The 25647-nt window shown below is 66.1% G+C and carries 20 protein-coding genes and 3 tRNA genes; 3 read left to right on the plus strand and 20 right to left on the minus strand.

Annotated elements, in window-relative coordinates; translation table 11 throughout:
• Positions 1 to 6 precede the first annotated feature (6 nt).
• From MKP15_RS00770 to uvrB, 12 genes are all read right to left on the minus strand, one after another.
• Positions 7 to 1026, minus strand: a complete 1020-nt coding sequence (locus MKP15_RS00770) for a TraB/GumN family protein (RefSeq protein WP_240211475.1) — start codon at positions 1024 to 1026, stop codon at positions 7 to 9.
• A gap of 372 nt (positions 1027 to 1398) precedes the next feature.
• Positions 1399 to 1475, minus strand: a tRNA-Pro gene (locus MKP15_RS00775).
• A gap of 66 nt (positions 1476 to 1541) precedes the next feature.
• A complete protein-coding gene (locus MKP15_RS00780; protein WP_054664690.1) occupies positions 1542 to 1898 on the minus strand; it encodes a MerR family transcriptional regulator in 357 nt (118 codons plus the stop codon).
• Positions 1879 to 2178 carry an integration host factor subunit alpha gene (locus MKP15_RS00785; RefSeq protein ID WP_054657702.1) on the minus strand — a complete coding sequence of 100 codons (300 nt, stop codon included), beginning with the start codon at positions 2176 to 2178 and terminating at the stop codon, positions 1879 to 1881. The genes MKP15_RS00780 and MKP15_RS00785 overlap by 20 nt, the downstream gene beginning before the upstream one ends.
• Before the next feature lie 23 nt (positions 2179 to 2201).
• The gene (pheT, locus tag MKP15_RS00790) at positions 2202 to 4583 is read right to left on the minus strand and encodes a phenylalanine--tRNA ligase subunit beta (RefSeq protein ID WP_240211476.1); all 2382 of its coding nucleotides are present in this window, start codon (positions 4581 to 4583) and stop codon (positions 2202 to 2204) included.
• Positions 4584 to 4649: 66 nt separating this feature from the next.
• The gene (locus MKP15_RS00795) at positions 4650 to 5645 is read right to left on the minus strand and encodes a phenylalanine--tRNA ligase subunit alpha (RefSeq protein WP_104938514.1); all 996 of its coding nucleotides are present in this window, start codon (positions 5643 to 5645) and stop codon (positions 4650 to 4652) included.
• A 357-nt stretch (positions 5646 to 6002) separates the two neighbouring features.
• Positions 6003 to 6362 (minus strand): 50S ribosomal protein L20, encoded by a 360-nt coding sequence (gene rplT / locus MKP15_RS00800; protein ID WP_054664681.1) that lies wholly within the window; start codon positions 6360 to 6362, stop codon positions 6003 to 6005.
• 11 nt (positions 6363 to 6373) lie between these two features.
• A complete protein-coding gene (gene rpmI, locus MKP15_RS00805; RefSeq protein WP_010342861.1) occupies positions 6374 to 6571 on the minus strand; it encodes a 50S ribosomal protein L35 in 198 nt (65 codons plus the stop codon).
• A gap of 286 nt (positions 6572 to 6857) precedes the next feature.
• Positions 6858 to 7382 (minus strand): translation initiation factor IF-3, encoded by a 525-nt coding sequence (infC, locus tag MKP15_RS00810; RefSeq protein WP_225546736.1) that lies wholly within the window; start codon positions 7380 to 7382, stop codon positions 6858 to 6860.
• A 66-nt stretch (positions 7383 to 7448) separates the two neighbouring features.
• Positions 7449 to 9353, minus strand: coding sequence for a threonine--tRNA ligase (gene thrS / locus MKP15_RS00815; protein WP_104938513.1), 1905 nt, complete (start codon positions 9351 to 9353; stop codon positions 7449 to 7451).
• 418 nt (positions 9354 to 9771) lie between these two features.
• Positions 9772 to 9846: transfer RNA gene (locus MKP15_RS00820), tRNA-Val, on the minus strand.
• A gap of 146 nt (positions 9847 to 9992) precedes the next feature.
• Complete coding sequence (gene uvrB, locus MKP15_RS00825; protein ID WP_240211477.1) at positions 9993 to 12008, minus strand: excinuclease ABC subunit UvrB; 2016 nt, start codon at positions 12006 to 12008, stop codon at positions 9993 to 9995.
• A 222-nt stretch (positions 12009 to 12230) separates the two neighbouring features.
• Here uvrB and MKP15_RS00830 point away from each other — a divergent pair, with 222 nt between their 5' ends.
• Together MKP15_RS00830 and MKP15_RS00835 are read left to right on the plus strand one after the other, a co-directional pair.
• Positions 12231 to 12740, plus strand: a complete 510-nt coding sequence (locus MKP15_RS00830; protein ID WP_240211478.1) for a GspH/FimT family pseudopilin — start codon at positions 12231 to 12233, stop codon at positions 12738 to 12740.
• Between the two features lie 81 nt (positions 12741 to 12821).
• Positions 12822 to 12898: transfer RNA gene (locus MKP15_RS00835), tRNA-Asn, on the plus strand.
• Between the two features lie 98 nt (positions 12899 to 12996).
• Here the strand turns inward: MKP15_RS00835 and MKP15_RS00840 are convergent.
• The 6 genes from MKP15_RS00840 to MKP15_RS00870 are packed head-to-tail and all read right to left on the minus strand — an operon-like array spanning position 12997 to position 19561.
• The gene (locus MKP15_RS00840; protein ID WP_275692431.1) at positions 12997 to 13401 is read right to left on the minus strand and encodes a type IV pilin protein; all 405 of its coding nucleotides are present in this window, start codon (positions 13399 to 13401) and stop codon (positions 12997 to 12999) included.
• 2 nt (positions 13402 to 13403) lie between these two features.
• Complete coding sequence (locus MKP15_RS00850; RefSeq protein ID WP_240211479.1) at positions 13404 to 17123, minus strand: PilC/PilY family type IV pilus protein; 3720 nt, start codon at positions 17121 to 17123, stop codon at positions 13404 to 13406.
• A gap of 2 nt (positions 17124 to 17125) precedes the next feature.
• Positions 17126 to 17677, minus strand: coding sequence for a PilX N-terminal domain-containing pilus assembly protein (locus tag MKP15_RS00855; protein WP_240211480.1), 552 nt, complete (start codon positions 17675 to 17677; stop codon positions 17126 to 17128).
• Positions 17674 to 18534 (minus strand): prepilin-type N-terminal cleavage/methylation domain-containing protein, encoded by an 861-nt coding sequence (locus MKP15_RS00860; protein WP_161613180.1) that lies wholly within the window; start codon positions 18532 to 18534, stop codon positions 17674 to 17676. The genes MKP15_RS00855 and MKP15_RS00860 overlap by 4 nt, the downstream gene beginning before the upstream one ends.
• Positions 18531 to 19025, minus strand: coding sequence for a prepilin-type N-terminal cleavage/methylation domain-containing protein (locus tag MKP15_RS00865; protein WP_240211481.1), 495 nt, complete (start codon positions 19023 to 19025; stop codon positions 18531 to 18533). Before MKP15_RS00865 ends, MKP15_RS00860 begins: the two co-directional genes overlap by 4 nt.
• On the minus strand, positions 19016 to 19561 hold the full coding sequence (locus MKP15_RS00870; protein WP_345778718.1) for a GspH/FimT family pseudopilin: 546 nt from the start codon (positions 19559 to 19561) through the stop codon (positions 19016 to 19018). Before MKP15_RS00870 ends, MKP15_RS00865 begins: the two co-directional genes overlap by 10 nt.
• 128 nt (positions 19562 to 19689) lie before the next feature.
• On the opposite strand from MKP15_RS00870, the gene MKP15_RS00875 reads away from it, so the two are divergent.
• A complete protein-coding gene (locus tag MKP15_RS00875; protein ID WP_240211483.1) occupies positions 19690 to 20694 on the plus strand; it encodes a histidine kinase in 1005 nt (334 codons plus the stop codon).
• Positions 20695 to 20776: 82 nt separating this feature from the next.
• Here the strand turns inward: MKP15_RS00875 and ppnN are convergent, their stop codons facing one another.
• Positions 20777 to 22168 (minus strand): nucleotide 5'-monophosphate nucleosidase PpnN, encoded by a 1392-nt coding sequence (gene ppnN, locus MKP15_RS00880; RefSeq protein ID WP_104938503.1) that lies wholly within the window; start codon positions 22166 to 22168, stop codon positions 20777 to 20779.
• A gap of 108 nt (positions 22169 to 22276) precedes the next feature.
• On the minus strand, positions 22277 to 25567 hold the full coding sequence (locus MKP15_RS00885; RefSeq protein ID WP_240211484.1) for a carboxypeptidase regulatory-like domain-containing protein: 3291 nt from the start codon (positions 25565 to 25567) through the stop codon (positions 22277 to 22279).
• Between the last annotated feature and the right edge of the window lie 80 nt (positions 25568 to 25647).

A 25647-nucleotide genomic window follows, 5' to 3' on the forward strand; every position in this document is an offset into this window, starting at 1 on the left:
GCCGGGTCAGGGCGTCTCCACTTCATACCCACGCGCCTGCAGCCGGGCCAGGTAGCCATCGGCCGCCAGCAGGCTGTCGACCGGCAACATCGCGAAGGTTTCGTTGTTCCGGCGCAGCGCGTCCTCGGCGATCGTCATCCAGTGCCGGTATCCACGCTCGCGCAGGTCGCCATAACCCCGGTTGCGGGCGAACCCGGAATCGGCCACGGCGCGCAGGCAGGCACCGTCGGCGTCTTCCAGCGGCAGCTGGCGCAATGCCTCGATGTCGCCGACCGCCCAGGCATTGGCGCGTTCCACCAGCCGTGGCAGGTCGCGCTCGACCGACACCAGCTTGCGCTCGAAGCAGGCCAGGTCATCGAAACCGCCGGCACGGAACTCGCGAATGGCCGCCTTCGGGTCGTCGATCTCGAACTTCAGCGTCGTCGAGGTCGGCTTGATGCCGGCGGCCTTGGCCGCCTTCTCCACCACCGGCCAGATCACCGGCTTCTGCCCCAGCCCGGCCGACTTGATCGCTGCCGCGTACAGTTCGTTGGCGGCGATCATCGGCCGCTTGCGCTCGACGCCACCGTCGCGCCCCAGGTAGCGGCGCTTCTGCGCCTGCCAGCGGGCATGCAGCGCTGGCGGCAGCACATCCTCCAGCGTCGCGCCATCCTCGTTGCGCATCGCCTTCCACGCGGCCGGCGCCAATGCCAGCATGCCGAAGAAGCCGACGTCGGCATTGAACGACAGCGACGGTGACAGCAGTACCTGCTGCGAACGCGCGATGATCGCTTCCACCTCGCCCGACTGCCACTGGATCCGGTCGGGCAGCGGCGACGCGGTGCCCAGGATCCACAACACGTGGTCGTCCTTGCTGACCTTCCACAACCCCGGCCCGGGCTGCACGCCGTGCACCACCAAAGTGTCCAGGTCGCGGATCGGTGCGGTGGCCGGCGCGCTGCCAGGCTCCGCGGACTGCGCGGCATGCACGGGCGGCAGCGAAAACAGCCACAGCCCCACCAGCACACTCCATCGGGCAACGCGCATGTCCGTTCCTGGCCTCCGGGAAAGGCGCGACCTTAGCCGGTTCCATGCACCCGCGCGTTAAGCCGGCGGGCGCTGGCGCCCGGCCCGGCACGAGCGCGTTGCGACGTACGTCCAGCCGCCGGCAGGCGCGCTCAGGGCACCGCGCGTGCGCGCGGTGATGGCGCGGCGCGTCGTACACCGCAGGCCACGCGCACGAACGGGCCGTGGCTGGCGACGCAGCGGCGCGCCACACGACCGCTTGCGGTCGAGCCGGCCGGCACACGTGCTACCAGGCAGCGTGCATCGTGTGTCGCCCCACGGAGATGCACTGGAGGGCACAACGAAAAACGGCCTGCACTGTGAAGTGCAAGCCGTTGATCCACAAACAGTAATTGGTCGGGACGGCCGGATTCGAACCGACGACCCTCTGCCCCCCAGGCAGATGCGCTACCAGGCTGCGCTACGCCCCGATCGTTACTGCATGCCGCCACCGTGGTGGCGAGCCGGCGATTATACGCGTATTGCCGCCGAAGCGGTCAACGTCGCAGCAGTTGCAGCACTTCCTCCAGCTCCATGCGCACCTGGCGGATGATCTGGTTGCTCAGTGCCGACTCCTGCCGCGCGCCCTCGCCTTCCAGGCGCAGGCGGGCACCGCCGATGGTGTAGCCCTGTTCGTACAGCAGGCCGCGGATCTGCCGCACCATCAGCACGTCATGGCGCTGGTAGTAGCGGCGGTTGCCGCGGCGCTTGGCCGGCTCCAGGCTGGGAAACTCGGTTTCCCAGTAGCGCAGCACGTGCGGCTTGACGTCACACAGCTCGCTCACCTCACCGATGGTGAAGTAGCGCTTGGCCGGAATCGGCGGAAGTTCGCGGTTACTGCCCGGATCCAGCATATGCCTCCACCCGCTCCTTGAGCTTCTGGCCCGGACGGAAGGTGACCACCGTGCGGGCGGAAATCGGAATCTCCTCCCCGGTCTTGGGATTGCGGCCCGGGCGCTGGTTCTTGCGCCGCAGGTCGAAATTACCGAAGCCGGACAGCTTCACCTGGCGTCCCTGTTCCAATGCATCGCGCAGCACGTCGAAGAACGCATCGACGAACTCCTTGGCCTCGCGCTTGTTCAAGCCGACCTCGTCGAACAACCGGTCGGCCATCTCCGCCTTGGTCAATGCCATGCCTGTTCCCTGCTACCTGTGCTTCAACCCCGGATCCTGGCGCCGTGTTCACGCTCGACGGCAGCCACCACGGAGGCGACCACGGCGTCCACGTCGCGGTCCGTCAGAGTGCGCGAGGTGTCCTGCAAAATCAAGCCCATAGCCAGACTCTTGAATCCGGGTTCGACGCCCTGGCCGACATAGCGGTCGAACAGCACCACCTCCCGCAGCAGGCTGCCCGCGGCCTGGCGGATGGTCGCCGACAGCGCCTCCCACTCGACCGCTTCGGCCGCCACCACGGCCAGGTCGCGGCGCACCGCCGGGAACCGCGACAGCTCGCCGGCGCGCGGCAGCGCACGCGCCGCCAGCGGCTCCAGGTCCAGCTCGAACGCCAGCACCTCGACGTCGATCTCCATCGCCGCGGCCAGGCGCGGGTGCAGCTGGCCGATCCAGCCGATGCGGCGGCCGTCGCGGTAGACGTCGGCCGATCGCGCCGGGTGCGCGAACGGGTGCTGCGCGACCCGGAACTCGAGGCGTGCACCGGCAGCGGCCGCCAGCGATTCCAGGTCGCCCTTGAGGTCGTGGAAATCCACCTTGCGCGCCTTCTCGCCCCACTGCAGCGCCGCGGCGTCGCCGCAGACGGCGGCGGCGACGCGCACGGTCTCGCGCGGTGCCTGCCAGGCGTCGCCGGACTGCTGCGCGAACACGCGCCCCAGCTCGAACAGGCGTACGCGGCCGGCCTGGCGCGCGACATTGCGGCCCAGCGTTGCCACCAGGCCCGGCAGCAGCAACGGCCGCATCACCGCCAGCTCCGCCGACAGCGGATTGGCCAGCGCCACGCGGCCGTCCAGCAGCGACCAATTGTCCAGCAGCTGTGCATCGACGAAGGCGTAGTTGATGGTTTCCAGCATGTCGCGCGCCAGCAGCTGGCGACGCACGCTCAGCTCGTCCAGGCGGGTTTCGCTGGGCATGGCGATGCGCGCCGCGCCGGCGGGCAGCGTGGTCGGGATCTGCTCGTAGCCATGGATGCGCGCGAGCTCCTCGATCAGGTCCTCTTCGATGGCGATATCGAAGCGCCGGCTCGGCGCGGTGACGCTCCAGCCGTCGGCTGCTGGCGCCACCCCCATGCCCAGCGCGCGCAGGATGCGCTCGACCTCGGCATCATCGATGCGGATACCCAGCACCCGCGCGATGCGCTCGCGGCGCAGCAGGATCGTGGCCGCCGCCGGCAGGTCGGCCTCGCGCACCGCCTCGGTGACCGGCGCCGGCACGCCACCGGCCAGGTCCAGCACCAGGCGGGTGGCGTATTCGATCGCGGTGCGCGGCAGCTGCGGATCGACGCCGCGCTCGAAACGGTGCCCGGCATCGGTGTGCAGGCCCAGCTTGCGGCCGCGGCCCATGATCGCCGCCGGGGCGAAGTGCGCGGCCTCGAGGAACACGTTGCCGGTGGCGTCGGTGACCCGGGTATCGAAGCCGCCCATCATTCCGGCCAGGCCGACCGGGCGGTCGGCATCGGTGATCACCAGGAAGCTGTCGTCCAGGGTCGCGTCACGGCCATCGAGCAGCTTCAGGGTTTCGCCGGCGCGCGAGCGGCGCACGCCGATACCGCCCTTGAGCGTATCCAGATCGTAGGCATGCATCGGCTGGCCCAGCTCCAGCATCACGTACTGGGTGATGTCCACCAGCAGCGACACCGGGCGCACGCCACTGCGGCGCAGGCGCTCGGCCATCCACGAAGGCGTGGCCGCGCGCGCATCGACGCCTTCGATCACGCGGCCCAGATAGCGCGGCGCCTCGGCGCCGGCCTGCAGCGTGATGGCCAGCTCGCGCGTGGCCTGCGCCGGCACCGCGTCGGCGGTGAACGGCTTCACTTCGCTGCGGGTGGCGGCGGCGACGTCGAAGGCGATGCCACGCACGCTGAAGCAGTCGGCGCGGTTCGGCGTGAGCTTGATCTCGATGCTGGCATCGGGCAGGCCGAGGTAGTCGACCAGCGCCGCGCCCAGCGGCGCGTCATCCGGCAGCTCCAGCAGCCCGGAGGCGTCGCTGTCCAGGCCCAGTTCCCTGGCCGAGCACAGCATGCCGTTGGATTCCACGCCACGCAGCTTGGCCGGCTTGATCCGGAGTTCGCCGATCTGCGCGCCGACCAGGGCCAGCGGCGCGACCAGGCCCGGGCGCGCGTTCGGCGCACCGCAGACGATCTGCAGCAGTTCGCCCTGGCCCGCATCGACCTTGCACACCTGCAGGCGGTCGGCCTCCGGATGGCGCACCGCCTCGACGATGCGTGCCACCACCACGTGGTCCAGGCCCTGGCCCAACGCCGTCACTTCCTCGACCTCCAGGCCGATGGCGGTCAGCACCGCGCTCAGCGCGTCGCGCGAGGCGTCGGTGGGGACATGGCTGCGCAGCCAGTTTTCGGAGAATTTCATCGTTGCTCGATCCGTTGTGCGGGCCATCGCCCGCCGTGTATGCCTGTGGGAACCTGCTGCCGCGCCTCAGGCGAACTGGCGCAGGAAACGCACGTCGTTGTCGAAGAACGCGCGCAGGTCGTTCACGCCATAGCGCAGCATCGCGAAGCGCTCCACACCCAGCCCGAAGGCGAAGCCGGTGTAGCGCTCCGGATCGATGCCGCAGTTGCGCAACACGTTCGGGTGCACCATGCCGCAGCCCAGCACTTCCAGCCAGCGGGTGCTGCCGTCGGGCTGCTGCCAGGCGATGTCCACTTCCGCGCCGGGCTCCACGAACGGGAAATAGCTGGGGCGGAAGCGCATTTCGAAATCGCGCTCGAAGAACGCGCGCACGAACTCGCTGAGCGTGCCCTTGAGGTCGGCGAAGGTGGAATGCTCGTCCACCAGCAGACCCTCGACCTGGTGGAACATCGGCGAGTGGGTCTGGTCGCTGTCGCTGCGGTAGACCTTGCCGGCGGCGATCATGCGCAGCGGCGGGCGGTGGTCGCCCATGTAGCGCACCTGCACCCCGGAGGTGTGCGTGCGCAGCAGGCGGCCGTCGCCGAAGTAGAAGGTGTCGTGCATGGCGCGCGCCGGGTGGTGCGGCGGGAAGTTCAGCGCCTCGAAGTTGTGCCAGTCGTCCTCGATTTCCGGGCCTTCGGAGAGTTCGTAGCCCAGCCGGCCGAAGATCCCGGTGATGCGCTCCAGGGTGCGCGTGACCGGATGCAGGCCACCGCGCCCGCCATCGCGCCCCGGCAGGGTGACATCGATGCGCTCGGAGGCCAGGCGCGCGTCCAGCGCCGCGTTCTCCAGCAGCGCCTTGCGCTCGCCCAGCGCGGCCGACACCGCGTCGCGCGCCCGGTTGATCGCCTCGCCCGCCGCCTTGCGTTCGTCGGCCGGCAATGCACCCAGCTGCTTGAGCTGCGCGGTGATGCTGCCGCTCTTGCCCAGCAGGGCGACACGCAGGTTTTCCAGGGTTTCCGGATTCTGCGCCGCGGCCACGTCGGCCAGCGCCTGGGCGGTCAGGGATTGGATGTCACTCATGGATCGACAGATCTCGGATGGGTCGCCTCACGCGTTCCGCGCCGGGGGACATCCCGGAGCTCCCGGCCCTCTCCCGGCGGAAGAAGACTGAGGTGAGGGCACGAGCGCATCCTAGCGTAGTCGGATTGCCCGGGCGCCGACGCCGGATTGCATTCCAATCCGGCGCGGCGACGCGTTCAACCCCGCGACTGCCGCGGGCTCCTGCGGCGCGCCCTCATCCGCCCCTCGGGGCGCCTCCTCCCACGGGAGAAGGGAACGGCCAAGCTGGAAAAAGAAATGGGGAAGGACTTGCGCCCTTCCCCATGCATTGCCTCATTCACCACCGCCGCGGGTGGACCGCGCCGGCAGGAGAAGGACTTATGCCGCCAGCGCGCTCTTGGCCTTCTCGGCCAGCGCGGCAAAACCCGCCGCGTCGTGCACGGCGATGTCCGCCAGCACCTTGCGGTCCAGGGTGATGCCGGCCTTGAGCAGGCCGTTCATGAAACGGCTGTAGCTCATGCCGTTGATGCGGGCAGCCGCATTGATGCGGGTGATCCACAGCGAACGGAAATTGCGCTTCTTCTGCTTGCGGCCGATGTAGGCGTACTGCTGCGCCTTGATGACCGCCTGCTTGGCGACGCGGAAAACCTTGCGGCGGGCATTGTAGTAGCCCTTCGCCTGGCTGATGATCTTCTTGTGGCGGCGGCGCGCCTGCACACCACGCTTAACTCGTGCCATGGTTCAGTTCCTCAGAGGTAGGGCAGCATGCGGTCCAGACGGCCTGCGTCTTCCGCGCGGACGTGGTTCGTCTGACGCAGGTTACGCTTCCGCTTGGTCGCCTTCTTGGTGAGGATGTGGCTACGGTTGGCGTGGCCAGCCTTGTACTTGCCGGAAGCGGTCTTGCGGAAACGCTTGGCCGCCGCCCGGTTGGTCTTGATCTTGGGCATTGCTATGTCCTTGATGGTCTCTTTTTTACTGGCCGGGCGGTGGTCTGGACCACGCTTTCCATCCTTGCCCTTGCCTGCTTGAAGCCCGCGCTCCCGATGGAGGCAGGCAGGTCCTGTTGGGTGCTGCAAACAACAAACCCGGCGAACCGGGCCGCCCATTATGCCCCGGAGCCGGCGCACATGCAATCGCAGGCGACCGAGGACCCAGGCACATGAACGCGGGACGGGAAACCGGGATCACCCCCTCCCCATCCACCGGCACGGCGGCGGCCAGGCCGCGGCGCCGTTACTTCTTCTTCGGCGCGATCATCATGACCATCTGCCGGCCTTCCAGGCGCGGGCGCGATTCGATCACGATGTCCTCGCCCAGGTCCGCCTCGATGCGGCCGGCCATTTCGCGCCCCAGTTCCTGGTGGCTCATCTCACGGCCACGGAAGCGGATGTTGACCTTGACCTTGTCGCCTTCCTCGAGGAAACCACGCATCTTGCGCAGCTTGATCTGGTAGTCGCCCTCGTCCGTGACCGGACGGAACTTGACTTCCTTGATCTCGACCTGGCGGCTCTTCTTCTTGGCCTCGTTGGCCTTTTTCTGCTGCTCGAACTTGAACTTGCCGAAGTCCATGATCTTGCAGACCGGCGGATCGGCCTGCGGCTGGATCTCGACCAGGTCCAAGCCCTCATCCTCGGCCATCGACAGCGCTTCGTCGCGCGTCAACACGCCGATCATCTCACCGTCGCTGCCGATCACGCGCACGCGCGGCACGCGGATTTCGTGGTTGCGACGATTCTGCTTGTTGTCAGGGGTACTGATATTGCAATCTCCGGATGGAATCGAACCGGCCCCGGCGGAGCGTCCGCGGGGACCGGGGCTGGATGCTTACTGCCTGTGTTCCGCCTGCAGGCGTTCGATGAAGGCCTGGAGCGACATGCTGCCCAGATCCTCGCCCGAACGGGTGCGTACCGCCACCGCGCCGTTCTCCTTCTCGCGGTCGCCGACCACCAGCAGATACGGCACACGCTGCAGCGTATGCTCGCGAATCTTATAGCCGATCTTCTCGTTCCGCAAATCGGCAGTGACCCGGAACCCTTGCTCCGCAAGGGTTTTGCGAACCTGCTGAACGTATTCAGCCTGGGCATCGGTGATGTTCGCCACCACCACCTGCACCGGCGCCAGCCAGGTCGGGAACGCACCGGCATGGTGCTCGATGAGGATGCCGATGAAGCGCTCCATCGAGCCCACGATGGCCCGGTGCAACATCACCGGGTGCCGTTTCTGGCTGTTTTCGTCGACGTATTCGGCACCGAGGCGGCCCGGCATCATGAAGTCCACCTGCATGGTGCCCAGCTGCCAGGTCCGGCCGATGGCGTCCTTCAGGTGATACTCGATCTTCGGGCCGTAGAAGGCACCCTCGCCCGGCAGTTCCTGCCACTCCACGCCACAGCTGGACAGCGCCGAACGCAGGGCGTCTTCGGCCTTGTCCCAGGTGGCGTCGTCGCCCAGGCGCGATTCCGGGCGCAGCGCGATCTTGATCTGGATGTCCTCGAAGCCGAAATCGGCATAGACCTTCAGCGCCTGGGCGTGGAACGCGCGGACCTCGGACTCCACCTGCTCCTCGGTGCAGAACACGTGGCCGTCGTCCTGGGTGAAGCCGCGCACGCGCAGGATGCCGTGCAGCGCGCCGGACGGCTCGTTGCGGTGGCAGGCACCGAACTCGCCGTAGCGGATCGGCAGGTCGCGGTAGCTGTGCAGGCCCTGGTTGAACACCTGGATGTGACCCGGGCAGTTCATCGGCTTGACCGCGTAGGTGCGCTTCTCCGACTCGGTGAAGAACATGTTGTCCTGGTAGTTGTCCCAGTGGCCGGACTTCTTCCACAGGCTCACGTCCAGGATCTGCGGGCAGCGCACCTCACCGTATCCGCTGCTGCGGTAGACGCGACGCACGTACTGCTCGACCACCTGCCACAGCGCCCAGCCCTTCGGGTGCCAGAACACCAGGCCCGGCGCCTCTTCCTGCAGGTGGAACAGCTCCTGCTGCCTGCCGATGCGGCGATGGTCGCGCATCTCGGCTTCCTCGATGCGCTTGATGTAGGCCTCGAGCTGCTTCTTGTCGGCCCAGGCCGTGCCGTAGATGCGCTGCAGCTGCTCGTTCTTGGCGTCGCCGCGCCAGTAGGCACCGGAGATGCGGGTCAGCTTGAACGCCTTGAGGAAGCGCGTGTTGGGCACGTGCGGGCCGCGGCACATGTCCACGTATTCCTGGTGGTAGTACATGCCCATGGCCTGGATGTCGGCGGGCATGTCCTCGATCAGGCGCAGCTTGTAGTCCTCGCCGCGGGCCCTGAAGATCTCGACGACTTCCGCGCGCGGCGTCATCTTCTTGATCACGTCATAGTCCTGCGCGATCAGCTCGCCCATGCGCTTCTCGATCGCAGCCATATCCTCGGGCGTGAACGGGCGCTCGGAATAGATGTCGTAATAGAAGCCCTCGGCGATGACCGGGCCGATCACCATCTTCACGTCCGGGTACAGCTGCTTGACCGCGTGGCCGACCAGGTGCGCGCAGGAGTGGCGAATGATCTCCACGCCCTCCTCGTCCTTGGCGGTGATGATGCGCAGCGCGGCGTCGTGGTCGATGACGTCGCTGGCGTCGACCAGCACGCCATCGACCGCGCCGGCGATGGTGGCCTTGGCCAGGCCGGCGCCGATGGACTGGGCCACGTCCATGACGCTGACCGGATTTTCGAACTGACGGATGCTGCCGTCGGGGAGAGTGATGTTGATCATGGCTTCACCTGGGTGGGGGCCCGCCGGTCGCGGCGGATCGCGGAGCACGCGATGCGGGAACGCGCCTGCGGAAAACCGGGGCAATAAAAAAGCGCCACGAAGGCGCCTGCTGCAGGGCCGTGGCGGAATCTGGCGTCAGGAGTGGGTAGTGCTCATGTCGCACGCTCGGCCGGCGTTTCCGCGGGCCACCTTTTCCGGAAGGAGGTCGGGCACGATGGTAAACCAATCGCGGCCATTTCGCCTCATCCCGCTCACCCGCGCCCAACGGCGCCGGCAGGACGCCACACGCCCTCGCGACGAACAGCGGGAGAACCGGGCAAGGCAGGCCGGGAGACCGGCTGCCGGCACACCACGCGAGCGGACGACGGCCACAAAAAACCCGGCATCTGCCGGGTCATTGATCCACCCCTTACCGGAGTGGTGGGCGGTACAGGGTTCGAACCTGTGACCCCTACCATGTCAAGGTAGTGCTCTACCGCTGAGCTAACCGCCCTTCGCGTCGCAATCAATTGCTTGCTGCGAGGGCGCGTATCTTATGCCAGCGATGCGGGGAGAGCAACAGGTTTCCGAAAAAATTTTCACATCGCCCTGCCCGCGCCGTTTTCCGCAGCCGTCGCGCCATGGCAGCGCCGCATCCGCTCACCCCAGGCTCGCTTCCTTCAGGCGGCGGATCTGGTCGCGCACCCGCGCCGCATCCTCGAATTCCAGGTCGCGCGCGTGCTGGTACATCTGCTGCTCCAGCACCTTGATGCGGGCCGCCGCCTGGGCCGGATCGAGCGCACCGTACTCGGCGTCCGGCTCGGCCACGCGGCGGGCCTTGCCCTTGCCACCGGACTTGGCCGCCCCCTCCTCGTGCGCGCCCTCGAGGATGTCGGTGATCGGCCGCGCCACCGACCTGGGCACGATGCCGTGCGCCTCGTTGTGCTCCACCTGCTTCTGGCGGCGACGGTCGGTCTCGTCGATCGCCGCCTGCATCGAGCGGGTGATCCTGTCGGCATAGAGGATCGCCTTGCCGCGCAGGTTGCGGGCGGCGCGACCGATGGTCTGGATCAGCGAGCCGGTCGAACGCAGGAAGCCCTCCTTGTCCGCGTCCAGGATCGCCACCAGCGAGACTTCCGGCATGTCCAGGCCTTCGCGCAGCAGGTTGATGCCGACCAGCACGTCGAACTTGCCCAGGCGCAGGTCGCGGATGATCTCCACCCGCTCCACCGTATCCACGTCCGAGTGCAGGTAGCGCACGCGGATGCCGTGTTCACCCAGGTACTCGGTGAGGTTCTCGGCCATGCGCTTGGTCAGGGTGGTGACCAGCACGCGGTCGCCCATGCGGATGCGCTCGTGGCACTCGGACATCAGGTCGTCGACCTGGGTGGCCACAGGCCGGATCTCGACCTGCGGGTCGACCAGACCGGTCGGGCGCACCACCAGCTCGGTGATCTCGTCGCCGGATTCACGCAGCTCGTAGGGCCCGGGGGTGGCCGATACGTAGATGCTGCGCGGCGAGCGCGCCTCCCACTCCTCGAACCGCAGCGGGCGGTTGTCCAGCGCCGACGGCAGGCGGAAGCCGAACTCCACCAGCGTCTCCTTGCGCGAACGGTCGCCCTTGTACATCGCGCCGATCTGCGGAATGGTCACGTGCGATTCGTCGATCACCAGCAACGCGTCCGGCGGCAGGTAGTCGAACAGGGTCGGCGGCGGCTCGCCGGCGGCCTTGCCGGTCAGGTGCCGGGAGTAGTTCTCGATGCCGCTGCAGTAGCCGACCTCGGCCATCATCTCCAGGTCGAACTGGGTGCGCTGCACCAGGCGCTGCGCCTCGACCAGCTTGTTCTGCGCGTACAGCTGCTCCAGCCGCTCCTTCAGCTCGAGCTTGATCGTCTCGATCGCCGCCAGCACCCGTTCGCGGGTGGTGGCGTAATGGGTCTTGGGATAGATCGTGTAGCGCTGCATCCGGCGCAGGCTTTCCCCGGTGAGCGGGTCGAACATGCTCAACTGCTCGACCTCGCCGTCGAACAGCTCGATGCGCACCGCCTCGCTGTCCGATTCGGCGGGAAACACGTCGATGACCTCGCCGCGCACGCGGAAGGTGCCGCGCTGCAGCTCGTATTCGTTGCGGGTGTACTGCAACTGGGTCAGGTGGTTGATCAAGTCGCGCTGGTCGATGCGCTCGCCCTTGGACAGGATCAGCCGCAGCGACAGGTAGTCCTCGGGCGCACCGAGGCCATAGATGGCCGACACCGTTGCCACCACCAGCGCATCGGGCCGCGACAGCAGGGTCTTGGTGGCGGCGAGCCGCATCTGCTCGATATGCTCGTTGATCGAGCTGTCCTTCTCGATGAAGGTGTCCGAGGCCGGCACGTAGGCTTCGGGCTGGTAGTAGTCGTAGTAGCTGACGAAGTACTCGACCGCGTTGTGCGGGAAGAACGACTTGAACTCGCCGTACAGCTGCGCCGCCAGCGTCTTGTTCGGCGCCATCACCAGGGTCGGCCGCTGGATCTGCTGCACCACGTTGGCGATGGTGTAGGTCTTGCCCGAGCCGGTCACGCCCAGCAGGGTCTGCTTGGCGATGCCCGCCTCGAAGTTGGCGACGAGCCTGGCGATGGCGGCCGGCTGGTCGCCTGCCGGCGAATAGGGCGATACGAGCTGGAAGCGGTCGGACATGGCGGCGCCGGCGATATGGACCGCCAAGTATAGCCAGCGCACGGATGACGGCCGGCTGAGGATGTTTCCCATGCCAGCCGGCCCCTGCGGCCGATTCCCGCCATCGCCGCCACCGTCCAGTCTGACTGCAGGCGCGCCGCGCGCCGCTCCATGGGAAAGCCGGACATGGCCTGGACGCCCCTCACCCCACTCCCTGCCCCATCGTGCCCGCACCCGCGGGGCATGAGCCTGGTGGAAATGCTGGTCGGCGCCTTCATCCTGGCGACCCTTGCCCTCATCGCCCTGCCGTCCATGGACGGCCTGATCGAACGGCAACGCACCCGCGCGGCGACCTACGCGCTGCTCAACAACCTCGCCCTGGCCCGCCTCACCGCGGTCAGCAGGCGCAGCACCGCCGCGCTCTGCCCCTCCACGGATGGCATCACCTGCGCGCGCTCGACCGACTGGAGCAGTGGCTGGCTGTTGTTCCTCGATCGCGACGGCAACCGCCAGCCCGATACCCCGGGCGACATCGTGCGGCAGGACATCCACCCGGCGTCGCACCACCTGCGGGTGGTCAGCTCCGCCGGACGCAGGCAGGTCCGCTACCTGCCCGACGGCCGCAGCGCTGGCAGCAACCTGACCTTTTCGCTCTGCAACGCCAAAGGGCAGTTGCTGGCAGCGGTCATCGTCAACAACGCCGGCCGCGCACGCAGCGAGCGCCCGAAGACGCCGCGGGCCTGTCCAGGCTGAAGCGTGCTCCGCCGAAAGCAGCCCGATACGGGCACCGGGGACTTGCATGCCCCTGCGGCGCTGCGTAGAATGCGCCTCCCCGCCCGAATAGCTCAGCCGGTTAGAGCACTTGACTGTTAATCAGGGGGTCGTTGGTTCGAGTCCAACTTCGGGCGCCAGATAAATAAAAAAGCCTGCGATCACTCGCAGGCTTTTTTATTTATCTGGCCGACTTCCCTGTCGGCCCACGCTCCCCCACACGTGCCACGCTGCCGGATTACCAGCAGCCAGGGCTGCTCGGGGATTTCACGCCCAGCTGGTTGATGCTCAACGTCCCGCACGAATCACCCGACTGGGCGCCCTTCGGGGCGGCGGACACTGTGTATGTCCGTGCCTGGACCTGCCTTTGCAGGCTGTAGTAACGCAGCGCGTCGCTATCGCACGAAGCGGTCAACGTGGCGATGTTCGGTGCAGCCGCGTAGCTCAGGTCGGTCGTGTATACGCGCTCCAGCCTCTGCGCCACCGCCGCCGCACATGCCGCACCGGCCGCCCGGCGCGTCTTGCGCACGTGGTTGTTGTAGCTGGGCAGCACGATACTGGCCAGTATCGCCAGTATCGCCACCACCACCATCAACTCGATCAGGCTGAAGCCGGATTCCCGGGCATATCGTCCACTCTTCATTCTCAATCTCCCTTCAGGTCGCGCCACGATACCCGCTCCCAACGCGGTGGTTTAACCGGCAGGGCCTGGATCTCACCATTGCTGCCCGCCACCAGCATGACGCCACGCATCACGTTCGGCAGGGTAGGCATGCCCACGCCTGCATCCACCGAGCCGACCGGCAGGCCACTGATCGTATCGTCGGTGCCCGCGTTTTTGTCCAGATCGAAATACGAGCTGGCGGCGCTGGTGCCGGTGAAGGCATCCAGCGCATTGACGTAACCGCGACCATCGGCATCACAGGCATTACCTGTGGGTATCATGCTGGCGGTAACCAGGTAGGTGGAAACCACCTGGGCATCCTGCACGATCCGCTCCCCCGCATCGGGTAGGTCGATATACCAGCCCTTGGAGCTGATGGGCAGGCTGGTCCTGCCTTCGAAGGCGCGCACCGGGTATCCACTCGATGTGCCCGACGTCACCTGGACGGTGCGCCGGGTCAGGTCGGAACGACTGACCGCCGCACCCGAGTCGATGAAACCGTACATGCTCTGCACGCTGACGTTGCTGGAATCCGCGTCTTCGGTGGTGAGGTAGCGACCAGTACCGAAGAATATCCAGCGCTTGTTGGTCCACGGGTGCGTCGCGACAGTGACGCCGGCACTGATCGGCTGCGCCTTGCCGGTCGCGTCCTGGGCCGTGAACAGCCGGGTCGCGGTCCAGGCAGCAGACGAGGTATCGGTCAGGTCGAACTTCCACACGTTGCCGAGCATGTCCCCGGCATACACGTAGGCCAGAGTCTTGCCATCGGGACCATAGACACCGGTCGGCGCGGAAAGGCCGTTGGGCGCGGCGGACGAACCCGCGCCGGTGTCGATCTCGCGGATGACGGCGCCGGTCTGCGCGTTCATCACCACGAGCACAGCCCGGTCGTGACTGCTGTTGACGCCATTGCCGAAAACCACCGCCGCAGCGCTTGTGCCCTGGACATTGGCCAGGATGGGCCTGCCCAGCACCTGGCCCATGTTGCCACCGGGGGTGTCCTGACGTTCCCACAGAGCCACGCTCGTCGCGGTGGCCGACGCCGGTGCGGATACATCAAGCGCAAAGAGGCCCTTGCCTCCCCTGCCCAGGCTGCCCACCAGAATGTTCTTGTTGGGCGTCAACGCGCGCTCGGTGACAACCACCGGACCATCGACGAAGAACTTGTGCGAATAATCACCCCGGCTCAGGGTGGCGAGCTGGGTGAAATTGATGATGCGGGGCACATAGGCGAACAACTCCTGGCCGCTGGTGCCATCGAAAGCATGCAGCATGCCGTCGTTGGCGCCCACGTACAGGGTATTCGTCTCCGGGACGTAGAACGGGGAGGAGCCGACGATGTCACCCAACACGGTACTGGGCCGGTTGCGCAGCAGGCCACCATTGCGCTCCTCTCGACTGGTGTCTCCCTTGATGTATGCGGCGTTGTCCGCCCCGGTCACCGCGTAGTCGGCCGGCCCACCCACGCGGGCCAATGCCGTCTGCTGACTGGCCGTGGGAAAAGTCGCACCTGCATCCGTCGTGGTGGAAGTAAATACCTTGCGGGCCGCCAGCGACGGGATGCTGGACGTCCAGCCCGCACCGAGGCCATCACGCGTTACCGGCTGCCCCTTCACGGTGCCGGTCCAGGTGCCGGAGACGTAGCTGGCGCTGAACACCCTGGAACCTGCATTGAGCGATGCGGAGTTGGTGGCGACGTTGGAGAACGACCCGGTGCGCTGGGCGATCGCCGCAAGCGCCTTGCCCAGGCCGGCAGTGAACTCGGAAGGACTGGATGCGGACACGAACTGGCCATGGCCATTGACCGCCGCATGCAGCAGATCGTCGATGCGTCGTGCGTTGTCCGTGCCCGGGTTGGAGGTATCCGGGTCCGGCCAGGCCGGGTTCGCCGGCACGCTGTCGACGCTCGACCAGCCCATGGTGGTCTTCAGGCCGATCGAGATGCCGAACGTGACCATGTGCTGCCAGAACGCGGGGTCGGCGTCCGTCGTGGGCACATTGTTGTTGTCCGGCCGGGTCGTGTTCCCCATGTAGTCTTCGGTGCGCAGGTCCGTCTTCCAGTACCTCATCGCCACGTCGGCCAGGGTCCTGGAATAGCTGTCGCTGAACGGCGCGGCCGGCGTGTACGTATAGGTCTTGCCCTTGGGCCCCTTGATGGTGCTGCCACTGGTGCCGTCGGCGTTGCCGCTGTCGACCGTGGAGGTGTTCCAGTAACCATCGGTGGTCAGGATCGCGAAGTTCTGCCGGCAGGAAAGCTGGTCGCTGCCCGCCTCCGGGCCATACGGACCGCTCGAATCGGAGCGGCTGAAATAGGTGCCGGCATCGTCCAACGCCTGCTGCAGCGGCGTGCCGTTGCTGGCACCGGCGGCGAACAGGCGGTTGTACCAGGTGGAGCGGGAGGTGGTGCTGGTGCTGCCGGCCACGCTGGGATCGGCCACGTTGTTGACGAAGCGTCCGTCGTTGCCGTCACGGACCGGGATGTCGAACGTGTTGCGCCCCCAGATGGTGCGGAACCCGACACGCACCTTGCTGTTCAGGGGGCTGAATGCCTCGGCGGCACCGGCCTTGGCCGCCTTGGTGCGGGTGCGGTGATAGGAATACCACGTGGCGAAGTTGGCCTTCTCGTCCGCCACCGTATTACCCGACCCCGTACGCGATGCAGGCAGCGCCGCAGTGCAGTCGATCCAGCCATAGCCGCTGTTCTGTCCATCACAGCTGTTGGTGGTGTAGCGCTGCGCGGAAATCTGGTAGCCAGTGCTGTTGTTGGTCGCGCGCTGCACCCTGACCGTGTATTGGCCGGCGACGGTCGCGGGCACCTGGCAGAATCCGGAACTGTTGGGCCTGGAAATGCCGGAGCAGACGGTATTGCCGGAGGGGTCGTAAACCGAGTAGTTGAGGGTCCGGGAATTGTTCGAGCTGGTGTTCTCGATGGTGATCTCAAGCACCACATCCGCGGACACGGAGGCCAGCCGGTTGTCGACGGCCGTGTTGTTGGAAAGGGTGCCGGTGGCCGTATTGCTGCCCCCCACCTGCACCGTCTGCCTGGCGGTGGTCACCACCGTGCCGTAGACACCGCGCATGATTCCGCCGTTGCCGGGCAGGATCTGGTAGCGGTAGTAATTGGACACGCTGGAGAGATAGGACGCGCTGCTGTTGGCGGTGTTCTTCGGTACGTAGAACGTCTGGATGTTGGCCGACAGGTCCTTCGAACCACCATTGGTCCCGGCGCCGGAATGCGTTACCACGAGGTCACTGCTGTAGACCCCCGTATAGTTCATGCCGCCCGTCAGCCGGTTGCCATCGGCATCCATCCACGGCTTGTAGGTCACCGCCGGGTTGTAATACAGCGTGTTGGTCGCGTAGCTCTGCATGTACAACTTGGAGTTGTCCAGCGTCTCGCTGGTGACGCTGGTACCCGTGGACACACCGTTGGCATCGGGCCGGCTGCTGAACGAGCCGGGGCCGGTGATCTCGGTGACATCCTGGTTGTTCATGTTGCGCCAGGCCATCGACCCCGAGTCATCCAAGATGAACAGGATGTTGGGGGCCACGCGCGCCGCCGTGGTCAGGGGGTCATCGGGAATTACGATGCCGGCGTTGACCGGCAGGGCCAGCATGCTGGCCAGGAACGCGGCAGGACCCGCCCACCACTGGCGCACGGCCGGCTGCGACGTCCCATGCTTGAAATGCTTGCGCTTCATGATCATTGCCCCGGCGATGGAGTGCGACTGGCGACAGTGGCCTGCAGCAGGACATCCGCCCGCCCGGCGGAACGACTGCGTGCGGTGATACGGAAAAGCGGGCTCTTGCAGTCCGGTGACAGCGGGATGCTGTCGCAGTTCCCCTTGTAGCCGGGGCCGACGCCCAGGTACTCGATCCAGTACTGCGGCGGCGCAGCCAGCCGGGTGTCGTATGTGCCCGCGGGCAGGTTCGCCCAGACCGGGCTGGCGCCGGTCGGACAGACGCTGGTGCCGGTGCAATCGGCAGCGGCCGGGATCGTTCCCGCCTCCCAGGCGGAATTTCCGGCCAGCACGACGTCCTGCGCATAGCGCAAGGCCGTTTCGGCGCCCTGGAAGGCGAGGCTGCGGTCGCGCATGTTGGCGCTCATGCGCTCCTGCATGGCCGAACTGCGCAGGATCGCGATACCCAGCACCGAAAGTATCAGCAGCAATATCATCACCACCAGCAAGGTGATGCCCTGCTGCGCCCGGCTCGCCGCCAGGCCGGGGCCGCCCGCGCCGATGCAAGGACTCATAGCGTACGACTCCGGAGACTGAAGATATTGGAGGAATTGCGGGTCAGCGCACTGCCATCCACGTCACGCCCTTTGAGCACCATGTCCGCACGCACACTGATCACGGAGGACCAGTCGGCGGGCGTGGCCGTATAGCTGGTGCCCCCTTGCTGCAGGTACGAGAAGGCGATCGACTGCACGCCATCGGTGACTTCCTCGGCGGCACCGCCGAAGCGCGAGACATAGAGCGAATTGCCACCACGACCATTGGCGGCCACGAACCAGCGCGCGCTGCGCAACCGCCCCACCACCACGGACGAGGGTGGCGCATATCGGTCATTGCCCGGGTTGTAGCCGCCCGGCAGCGCGGCGAACCCGAGGGTGCTGCTGCTGACGCTCGTGGCCTGCACCACGAAGCTCTTGCGCGCGTTGCACAGCAGCAGCCAGTCGCCGACCTTGAACTTGTCCGTGGCATCGGACACCTGCGTTGAATCCAGGGTGACCGAGGTGGCGGTCGAAGCGGTGACCTTGTAGGCCGCATCCTCGCCCGAGACCACGGTCAACTGGGTGGCGTTACCGGTAATCGGAGTGTCGCGGAACGCGTTGGACTGGGCGCCGGAGGTTTCCACGACCGAGGCCGTGGAACACGCCGAACCGCCGGCCGAGCGGATGTCCTGCGACATCACCTCGAAGGCAACCCGCGCGCTCTCCTGGATGCGGTTCAGCCCTTCATTGGCACGGTACGAGTTCTGGTTGGACTGGAACACGACGAATGCCGCGCCCAGCACCAGCAACCCCAGCACCAGCGCGATCATCAGTTCGATCAGGCTGAAGCCGCCCGAATGCCGGCGACCCGCACGGTAAGCAAAGCGGCTCATATGCGCACCTCGGTGGCCACCTGACGGGTACTGCTGCCGCCGGCGCGCTGGTCGTCCCACTGCACCGTGATCCGGAAACGATTATTGCCCAGCGCCTCGATCCTGCCGCAGGTGCTGCTATCGCCGACCGTGCCGATGGTGCGCTTGAGCGCGTTGATCCAGGCCGCCAGATCGTTCTGTGCCAGGCTTCCGCCGGACCCTGCGGTACAGGTCATGGCCATCGCATAGTTGCCCGCATTGAGCCGGTTGGCGCGCATCGCCTCGGCGATCGACGTGGTCTGCATGACCGCCTGGCTGCTCTCCAGCGAGCCCTGCCCGCCGCGCAGCGCGAGTGCCTGCATCGCGGCGATGCCGAGCAGGCCAACGCCGAGGATCAGCACCGAGATCATGACTTCCAGCAGGCTGACGCCACGCTGCCGGCGGGGCAACCGCCGCCCCGGCGATCGGCGTGGACCGTGGACCGGACCGCGGACAGCGCTGTTCATGGACATGCTCCAGCTCCGTTGTGCTTGCTGGTGGTGACTGCGCCGCCGACCATCATGGTCACGACGCGCTGGTTGTCGCCGACGCTGCTGACCGGCAGGCAGACCGTCATGCTGGCCTGCGCATCGAGCAGGCCCGTCGGGCGGAAACGGATGCCGGCGGCCGGGCCGGCGACCTGCATGTCGCCCGTGACCGACGAATCGCGGATCACCTCGTCGCTGCCACTGGTAGTGTCGCGACCGGTCACGATCCACCGGCTCCAGTCGGTCGTGCTGGCGCAGCTCGTACCATTGTCGCTGCCGCATACGGTGACAGCCGCATTGCGGCGGATGGCCTCCGAACGCGCCAACTGCAGGGCGGTGACCAGCTCGGTGGATGCGGCGCTGAGGCGATTGGCGGCGACCAGCCCCTGCATGGCAGGCACGGCGATCGCGGCGATGATCGCCAGCACGGCGACCGTCACCATCAGTTCGATCAAGGTGAACCCCGCCCCTGCCGATGGCCGCGGAGTTCCAGCATCCCGTCGCGACATGACACTCCCCATGATTGTCCGGCCCGACAGTAAGCCCTGCAAGCGCTCCGTTCCATACAAAGGCGACGAGCGGACCGATCACGGGCGCCAGCGGTAGCCCGCGCTGGCTATGATCTCGGTTCCCCGCCCAGGCTGGTGCCGTGCCGCATCCCCATCGCCCGATCGACATCCTGCTCAGCCCCTCGACCTTGATCGCGGTGGTCCTCGCCGGCGAGGCACTGGCCGCGCTGCTTGCCCTGTCGCCGGCACCGGTGGACGACCGGCTGGTGCTGTTCGGGCTGGCATCGCTGGGCATCCAGTGGGCGACCCTCGGCACCCTGGCCCTGGTCCACCTGCTTCGCCCGGTGCTGGGCCGGCTCGGTCCCCAGCCGCTGGCATGGGCCTGCCTGGGCGTGCTGCTGGTCACCACCCTGTTGATGGCACTGGCCGCCTGGACGCTGATGAGCTTCCGCCACGTCGAGGGGGATCACGAAGGCGCCCTGTTCGTGCTGCGCGCGCTGGCATTGGCGCTGGTCGCCGGGCTGCTGGTATTGCTGGCCTTCCAGAACCACTGGCGCGTCCGGCAACTGGCATTGCGCGCCAAACAGGCGGAACTGGAGGCCCTGCAGGCGCGCATCCATCCGCACTTCCTGTTCAACACGCTCAATACCGGGGCTGCGCTCGTGCATCAGCAACCGCAGAAGGCCGAGCAGCTGCTGCTGGACCTGGCCGATCTGTTCCGCGCGGCCCTGACCGACTCGCGCCAGGTCCCGCTGCGCGAGGAGCTGGAACTGGCCCGTCGCTACATCGCCATCGAGCAGCTGCGCTTCGGCGCGCGGATGCAGGTGGAATGGGCGTTGCCGGACGCGCTGCCCGACCTGCAGGTGCCGATCCTGTCGATCCAGCCGCTGGTGGAGAACGCCATCCACCATGGCGTGGAACCCTCCGCCGGGCCGTGCAGGCTGCGGATCGCCATCCAGGCCGAAGCCGGGGGCGCCAGGATCACGGTCAGCAATGACCTGCCCGCCGCCACGAGCAGCATCCACCGCGGCCACAGCGTGGGGTTGCAGGCGTTGCGCGCGCGGGTGCAGATGATGGGCGGCGACGTCCACACGGAGATCGCCGACCGGCGCTACCTGGCCTCGCTGCGGGTGCCGGCCGCCTGAGTGCGGGCAGCGGGCCGGCAGCGGCGGCGGACCAGGCCCGATGCGCAGCGGTATCGGGCCCGTGCCACAGCGGCGCGCCGGCTCAGGTCACGACCTGGTAGCAGGGGTGATACTCGCCGGAGATCTTCATGCGGCGCTGTTCGACGAAGGCGCGCAGCAGCGCGTCCAGCGCCTGCATCATGTCCGGATCGCCGTGGATCTTGAACGGACCGAAGCGTTCGATCCGCTGCATGCTGTCCTCCTTGACGTTGCCGGCAACGATGCCGGAGAACGCGCGCCGCAGATCCGCCGCCAGTTCGGGCGCAGGACGGCCGTGGTGCAGGTCCAGCGCGGCCATCGCCTCGTGCGTCGGCACGAACGGCTGCTGGTACTCGTGCGGAATCTCCACCGACCAGTTGAAGAAGAACGAATCCTTGTGCGCCAGGCGGTACTCGCGCACCCGCTTGATGCCCTGGGTCATGCGCCGCGACACCGCGACCGGGTCGCCGACGATGATCTCGTAGCGGCTGGCTGCCTCTTCGCCGAGGGTCATGCGTATGAACCGGTCAATCTGCTCGAAATACGGCGCGGCGATGGTCGGGCCGCTGAGGATCAGCGGGAACGGCAGCGCCTTGTTCTCCTCGCGCAGCAGGATGCCCAGCAGGTACAGGATCTCCTCGGCGGTACCGACGCCGCCCGGGAACACGATGATGCCGTGGCCCATGCGCACGAACGCCTCCAGGCGCTTCTCGATGTCCGGCATGATCACCAAGTGGTTGACGATCGGGTTCGGCGACTCGGCGGCGATGATGCCCGGCTCGGTGATGCCGATGTAGCGGGTATTGGTCCTGCGCTGCTTGGCATGGGCGATCGTCGCGCCCTTCATCGGCCCCTTCATCGCACCCGGGCCACAGCCGGTGCAGATGTCCAGCCCGCGCAGCCCCAGCTCGTAGCCGACCTGCTTGGTGTACAGGTACTCGTCGCGGGAAATCGAGTGACCGCCCCAGCACACCACCAGGTTCGGCTCGCTCGGCTGCAGGATGCGGGCGTTGCGCAGCACGCCGAACACCGCGTTGGTGATGCCCTCGGATGTCTCCAGGTCCGAGGCATACTCCGGCCCCAGCTCGATGGCCATGTAGGCCAGGTCGCGCACCACCGAGAACAGCAGCTCGGCGATGCCGCGGATGATCTCGCCGTCGACGAACGCCATCGCCGGCGCATTGGTGAGGTCGATGCGGACGCCGCGGTCCTGCTGCGCCACCTGGATGTCGAAATCGGGGTACAGGTCGCGCGCCGCACGCGGGTCGTCCGACGCGCTGCCGCTGGTGAGCACCGCCAGCGCGCAGCGCCGCAGCAGCTCGTGCATGCCGCCGCTGGATGCATCGCGCAGGCGCGCGACCTCCGCCCGCGACAATACGTCCAGACCGCCGCGCGGGTAGATCCGCGCATCCTGCACCGGCAGCGCCCGCGCCACCGCTTCTTTCGTCATTTCCATCGTCGGTTCCGTCTTCACAGTTGGTCGAATGTAGCGCTGCCCCCATGAAAAGGAAAACGGCCGGGTTGCCCCGGCCGTTTTACCGTTTGGTTCCGATCAGTGGATCACTCAGAACTTGTAGCGGAAACCAACCTGCAGCGACCAACGGGATTCCGGATCGGTCAGGAAACGCTTGTACACCTTGCTTTCGTCGAAGTTGTACACGTACTTGCCCGTAGCCTTGTCCACGCCCACGAACTCGACGGCGCGCATGTCGCTATACGGCGACTGGTAGGCAATGTGGCCCCAATCCTTGTTCAGCAGATTGCCGACATTCATGATGTCGAGCCAGATCTCCGACTTGTGGCCCTTGAAGAAGCCCGGCAGCTCCTGGCTGATACGCACGTCGAAGTTGTTCACCCACGGGTTGCGGCTGCTGTTACGCGGAGCAACGCGCCCCTGATAGCCGAGCAGCTCGGGGTTCTTCTTCAGCCAATCGAAGAAGGAGGTCTCCATCGCTGCGCCGCCACTGAACAACACATCACCCAAACCTGCCGGGACGTACAGCAGATCATTGGTATAGCCATCACCGTTCATGTCGTTCAGGTAACGCCAGCTGTAGGGAGTACCCGAGCGGCCTTCGTAGAACGCGGTGATGGTGGTGTTGTAGTTGCCGAAGAATGCCTTGCGGAAGGTCAACGATGCAGTGACGCGATCCTTGATCTCGTAGTTCGACGTCGACGCGACATCGTCGTTCGGGTCGAACACACCGATGTTCTGCCAGTTGGAAATGGCGCGCGAGGACGTCAGCGGATTGACTTCCGTCGCATCGGTGTAGGTGTAACCCACCATCCAGCCCCAAGTGTCTTCCAGCGGCTTGCTCAGACTGACGGTGAACTGGCTGCTGCGGCCCTTGTCGGTGTTCTTCAACAGGATCACGCCATCGTTGTGCCAACCGGTCACGTTCTCGTAGCCCGGAATGGTGTCAGCGATCTGCGCGATGGTCTGGCCATTGACGATACCACCGTTTGCACGCGTGCCGGACGCCTTGCCGTACAGATTCTTCCAGTACAGGTTACGACCGTCGACACCCTGCGTGTAGGTCGGAGCCCCCAGGTCCAGGCGCTGGAAGTACAGCGCATTGTTGACCTTGGTCAGCAGCAGTTCCGCAGATGCCACGATGCCGTGCCACGGCAACTCGGTATCGAACGCAAGGTTGGCCTTCCATACCGACGGCTGCTCGATCCCCTTGTCCATCAGGTTGACCATCATCTGGTAACCCGCGGCCGGATTCGGCGTGGTGGGATTGTCCGCATCCAGCGAAACCGGCAGCTTTGCCCAGATTTCCTCACGCTGGGCCTGGGTCAGGCCGGCGATACCATTCGGGAAGGCGTTGTAACCAATCAGACCGAAACCGGAGTTTTGGTAGGAATTGCCGACCCACACGTTCGCGGCAGCGCCCTGGAATAGGCCCAGGCCACCACGCAGCTGCGTCGGGCGCTCGCTGTCGAAGGTGTAGTTGAAGCCGAAGCGCGGCTGCAGCAGGGTCTTGTCCAGCGTGTACCGGTTGTCCAGCCCATAGACCTTCTGGACCAGCTCATTGTGCATCGGCACGTCATCCAGCGAAGGGATGTCCGCACGAAGGCCGAAAAGCAGGGTCAGGTTGTAGTTCACCGCCCAGCTGTCCTGCACGAACAAGCCGGTATTGCGGTGCTTGTAACGCATAGCCACCGAATCCATGCCCAGACCCGGCACCGGCGCGTTCAGACGGTAGTCGCCGTAATGGCCATTGCGGAAGTTCTCTATGCTGGAGAACGTGTACGAGCCCCAGATGTTCTGCGCGTACAGGTTGTATACGTCGTTCTTTTCCCAGTCGAAGCCGAACTTCAGGGTATGGTCACCGACGTACCACGTACCGGCACCGTAAGCCGTATCGGTCGTGGTGTTGATCTGGTTGCCGTGACGGAACTCGTCTGCACCAAAATTCAGGTAGGGCGATGCAGCGACGTCGCTGTCGGTGGCGCTGGTGCGGAAACCGATGCTGATCTGCGGCATCTTGGTATTGACCGAACTCAACGAATCATAGGTACGGCGACCGACCTTGAATTCGGTGGAGAAGTTTTCGCTCCAATCGCTGAACAGCTGGGCGACGGAGGTCTCCACGGTCTTGTTCACCGCATACCAGCGGCTGTCCAGGCCCAGCGAGGTGCTGCTGGAACCAGCCAGCGTCGGATCAACCTGCTCAAGCTTCGAAAAACGCGCCGAGAGGCGATGCTTGTCGCTGATGTTCCAGTCGATCTTGGCCGCGTACTCTTCGATTTCCTGCTTGATGCTGCTCGGCGCGTTGAAGCTGCCGATGTCGACGCCGTACTTATCCTTGGCGATCTGCTGCACTTCGGCGATCTGCGCTGCGGTGATGTTCACCTCGTTGGTCGCACCCGAACCGACCGGACCAAACGAGCTGCCTGCACGATCCTGCTCGAACTTCTCGTAGTTCACGAAGAAGAACAGCTTGTCCTTGACCAGCGGGCCACCAAAAGTTGCACCGTAGGTCTTTTCCTTGTTGAAACCGCTGAACGGGGCATTGTTGGTCGGATTGTCGCCAACCATGTCCTTGTCGCGGTAGACGCCGTAAACCGAACCATGGAATTCGTTGGTACCGGACTTGGTCACTGCATCGATCACTGCACCGGTGGCGCCGGTGATCGTGGTGTCGTAATTGGAAATATCGACGTTGATGGCTTCAATCGCATCCATCGACACCGGCTGGCGCTTGGTCGGGAAATTGTTCGACTCCAGGCCAAAGGTATCACTGGTGTTCACGCCATCAATGCGAATGGCGTTGTAGCGCGGGTTCTGGCCGCCAACGGTCAACTCGCCACGCGACTTGTCGCTCTGGCTGATGCGCGGGTCAAGGCGCACGAAGTCCTGGATGTTGCGATTGATCGAGGGCAGCGCCTCGATCTGCTCGCGGGCCAGGTTCGTGCCAGTGCCCATCTTGCTGGAACTGAAGATCTCAGAGCCGCCGCCAACCGCCATGACCTGCACGGCTTCCAGGGTGGTCGCGGCGAGATCGCCGCTCAGTGCCGTATTGACCGTATTAACCTGGTTCAGACTCAGGTACACACCCTCTTCGGTCTTGGTGCCCTCACCCGGCTTGGTCACGGTGATGGTGTACGGACCACCCACGCGCAGGCCGCGCGCGTTGTAACGACCCGACGCATCGGTGGTGGCGCGGCTGACCGTGCCCGACTCGACGTGGGTGATGGTGACTTCGGCACCGGCCACCGGCGAACCGCCGTTGTTGGTGACCAGGCCGCCGACGCCGGCGGAGGTGCTCTGTGCGAAAGCCGGCGCGGCCGCGAGAGCGGCAACGAGACCAAGGGCAAGCTTGGACATCCGGATGCGAGGGTGGTTCATTCTGGGTAGCCTCGATACGAGTTGGCGATTGGGAAAAAACGCGATCCATCAGCCCCGGGGCCACCGGGCGCCTGATCGGC

The sequence above is a fragment of the Stenotrophomonas sp. Y6 genome, assembly GCF_022436665.1.
In the GTDB taxonomy this organism is placed as follows: Bacteria; Pseudomonadota; Gammaproteobacteria; order Xanthomonadales; family Xanthomonadaceae; genus Stenotrophomonas; species Stenotrophomonas acidaminiphila_A.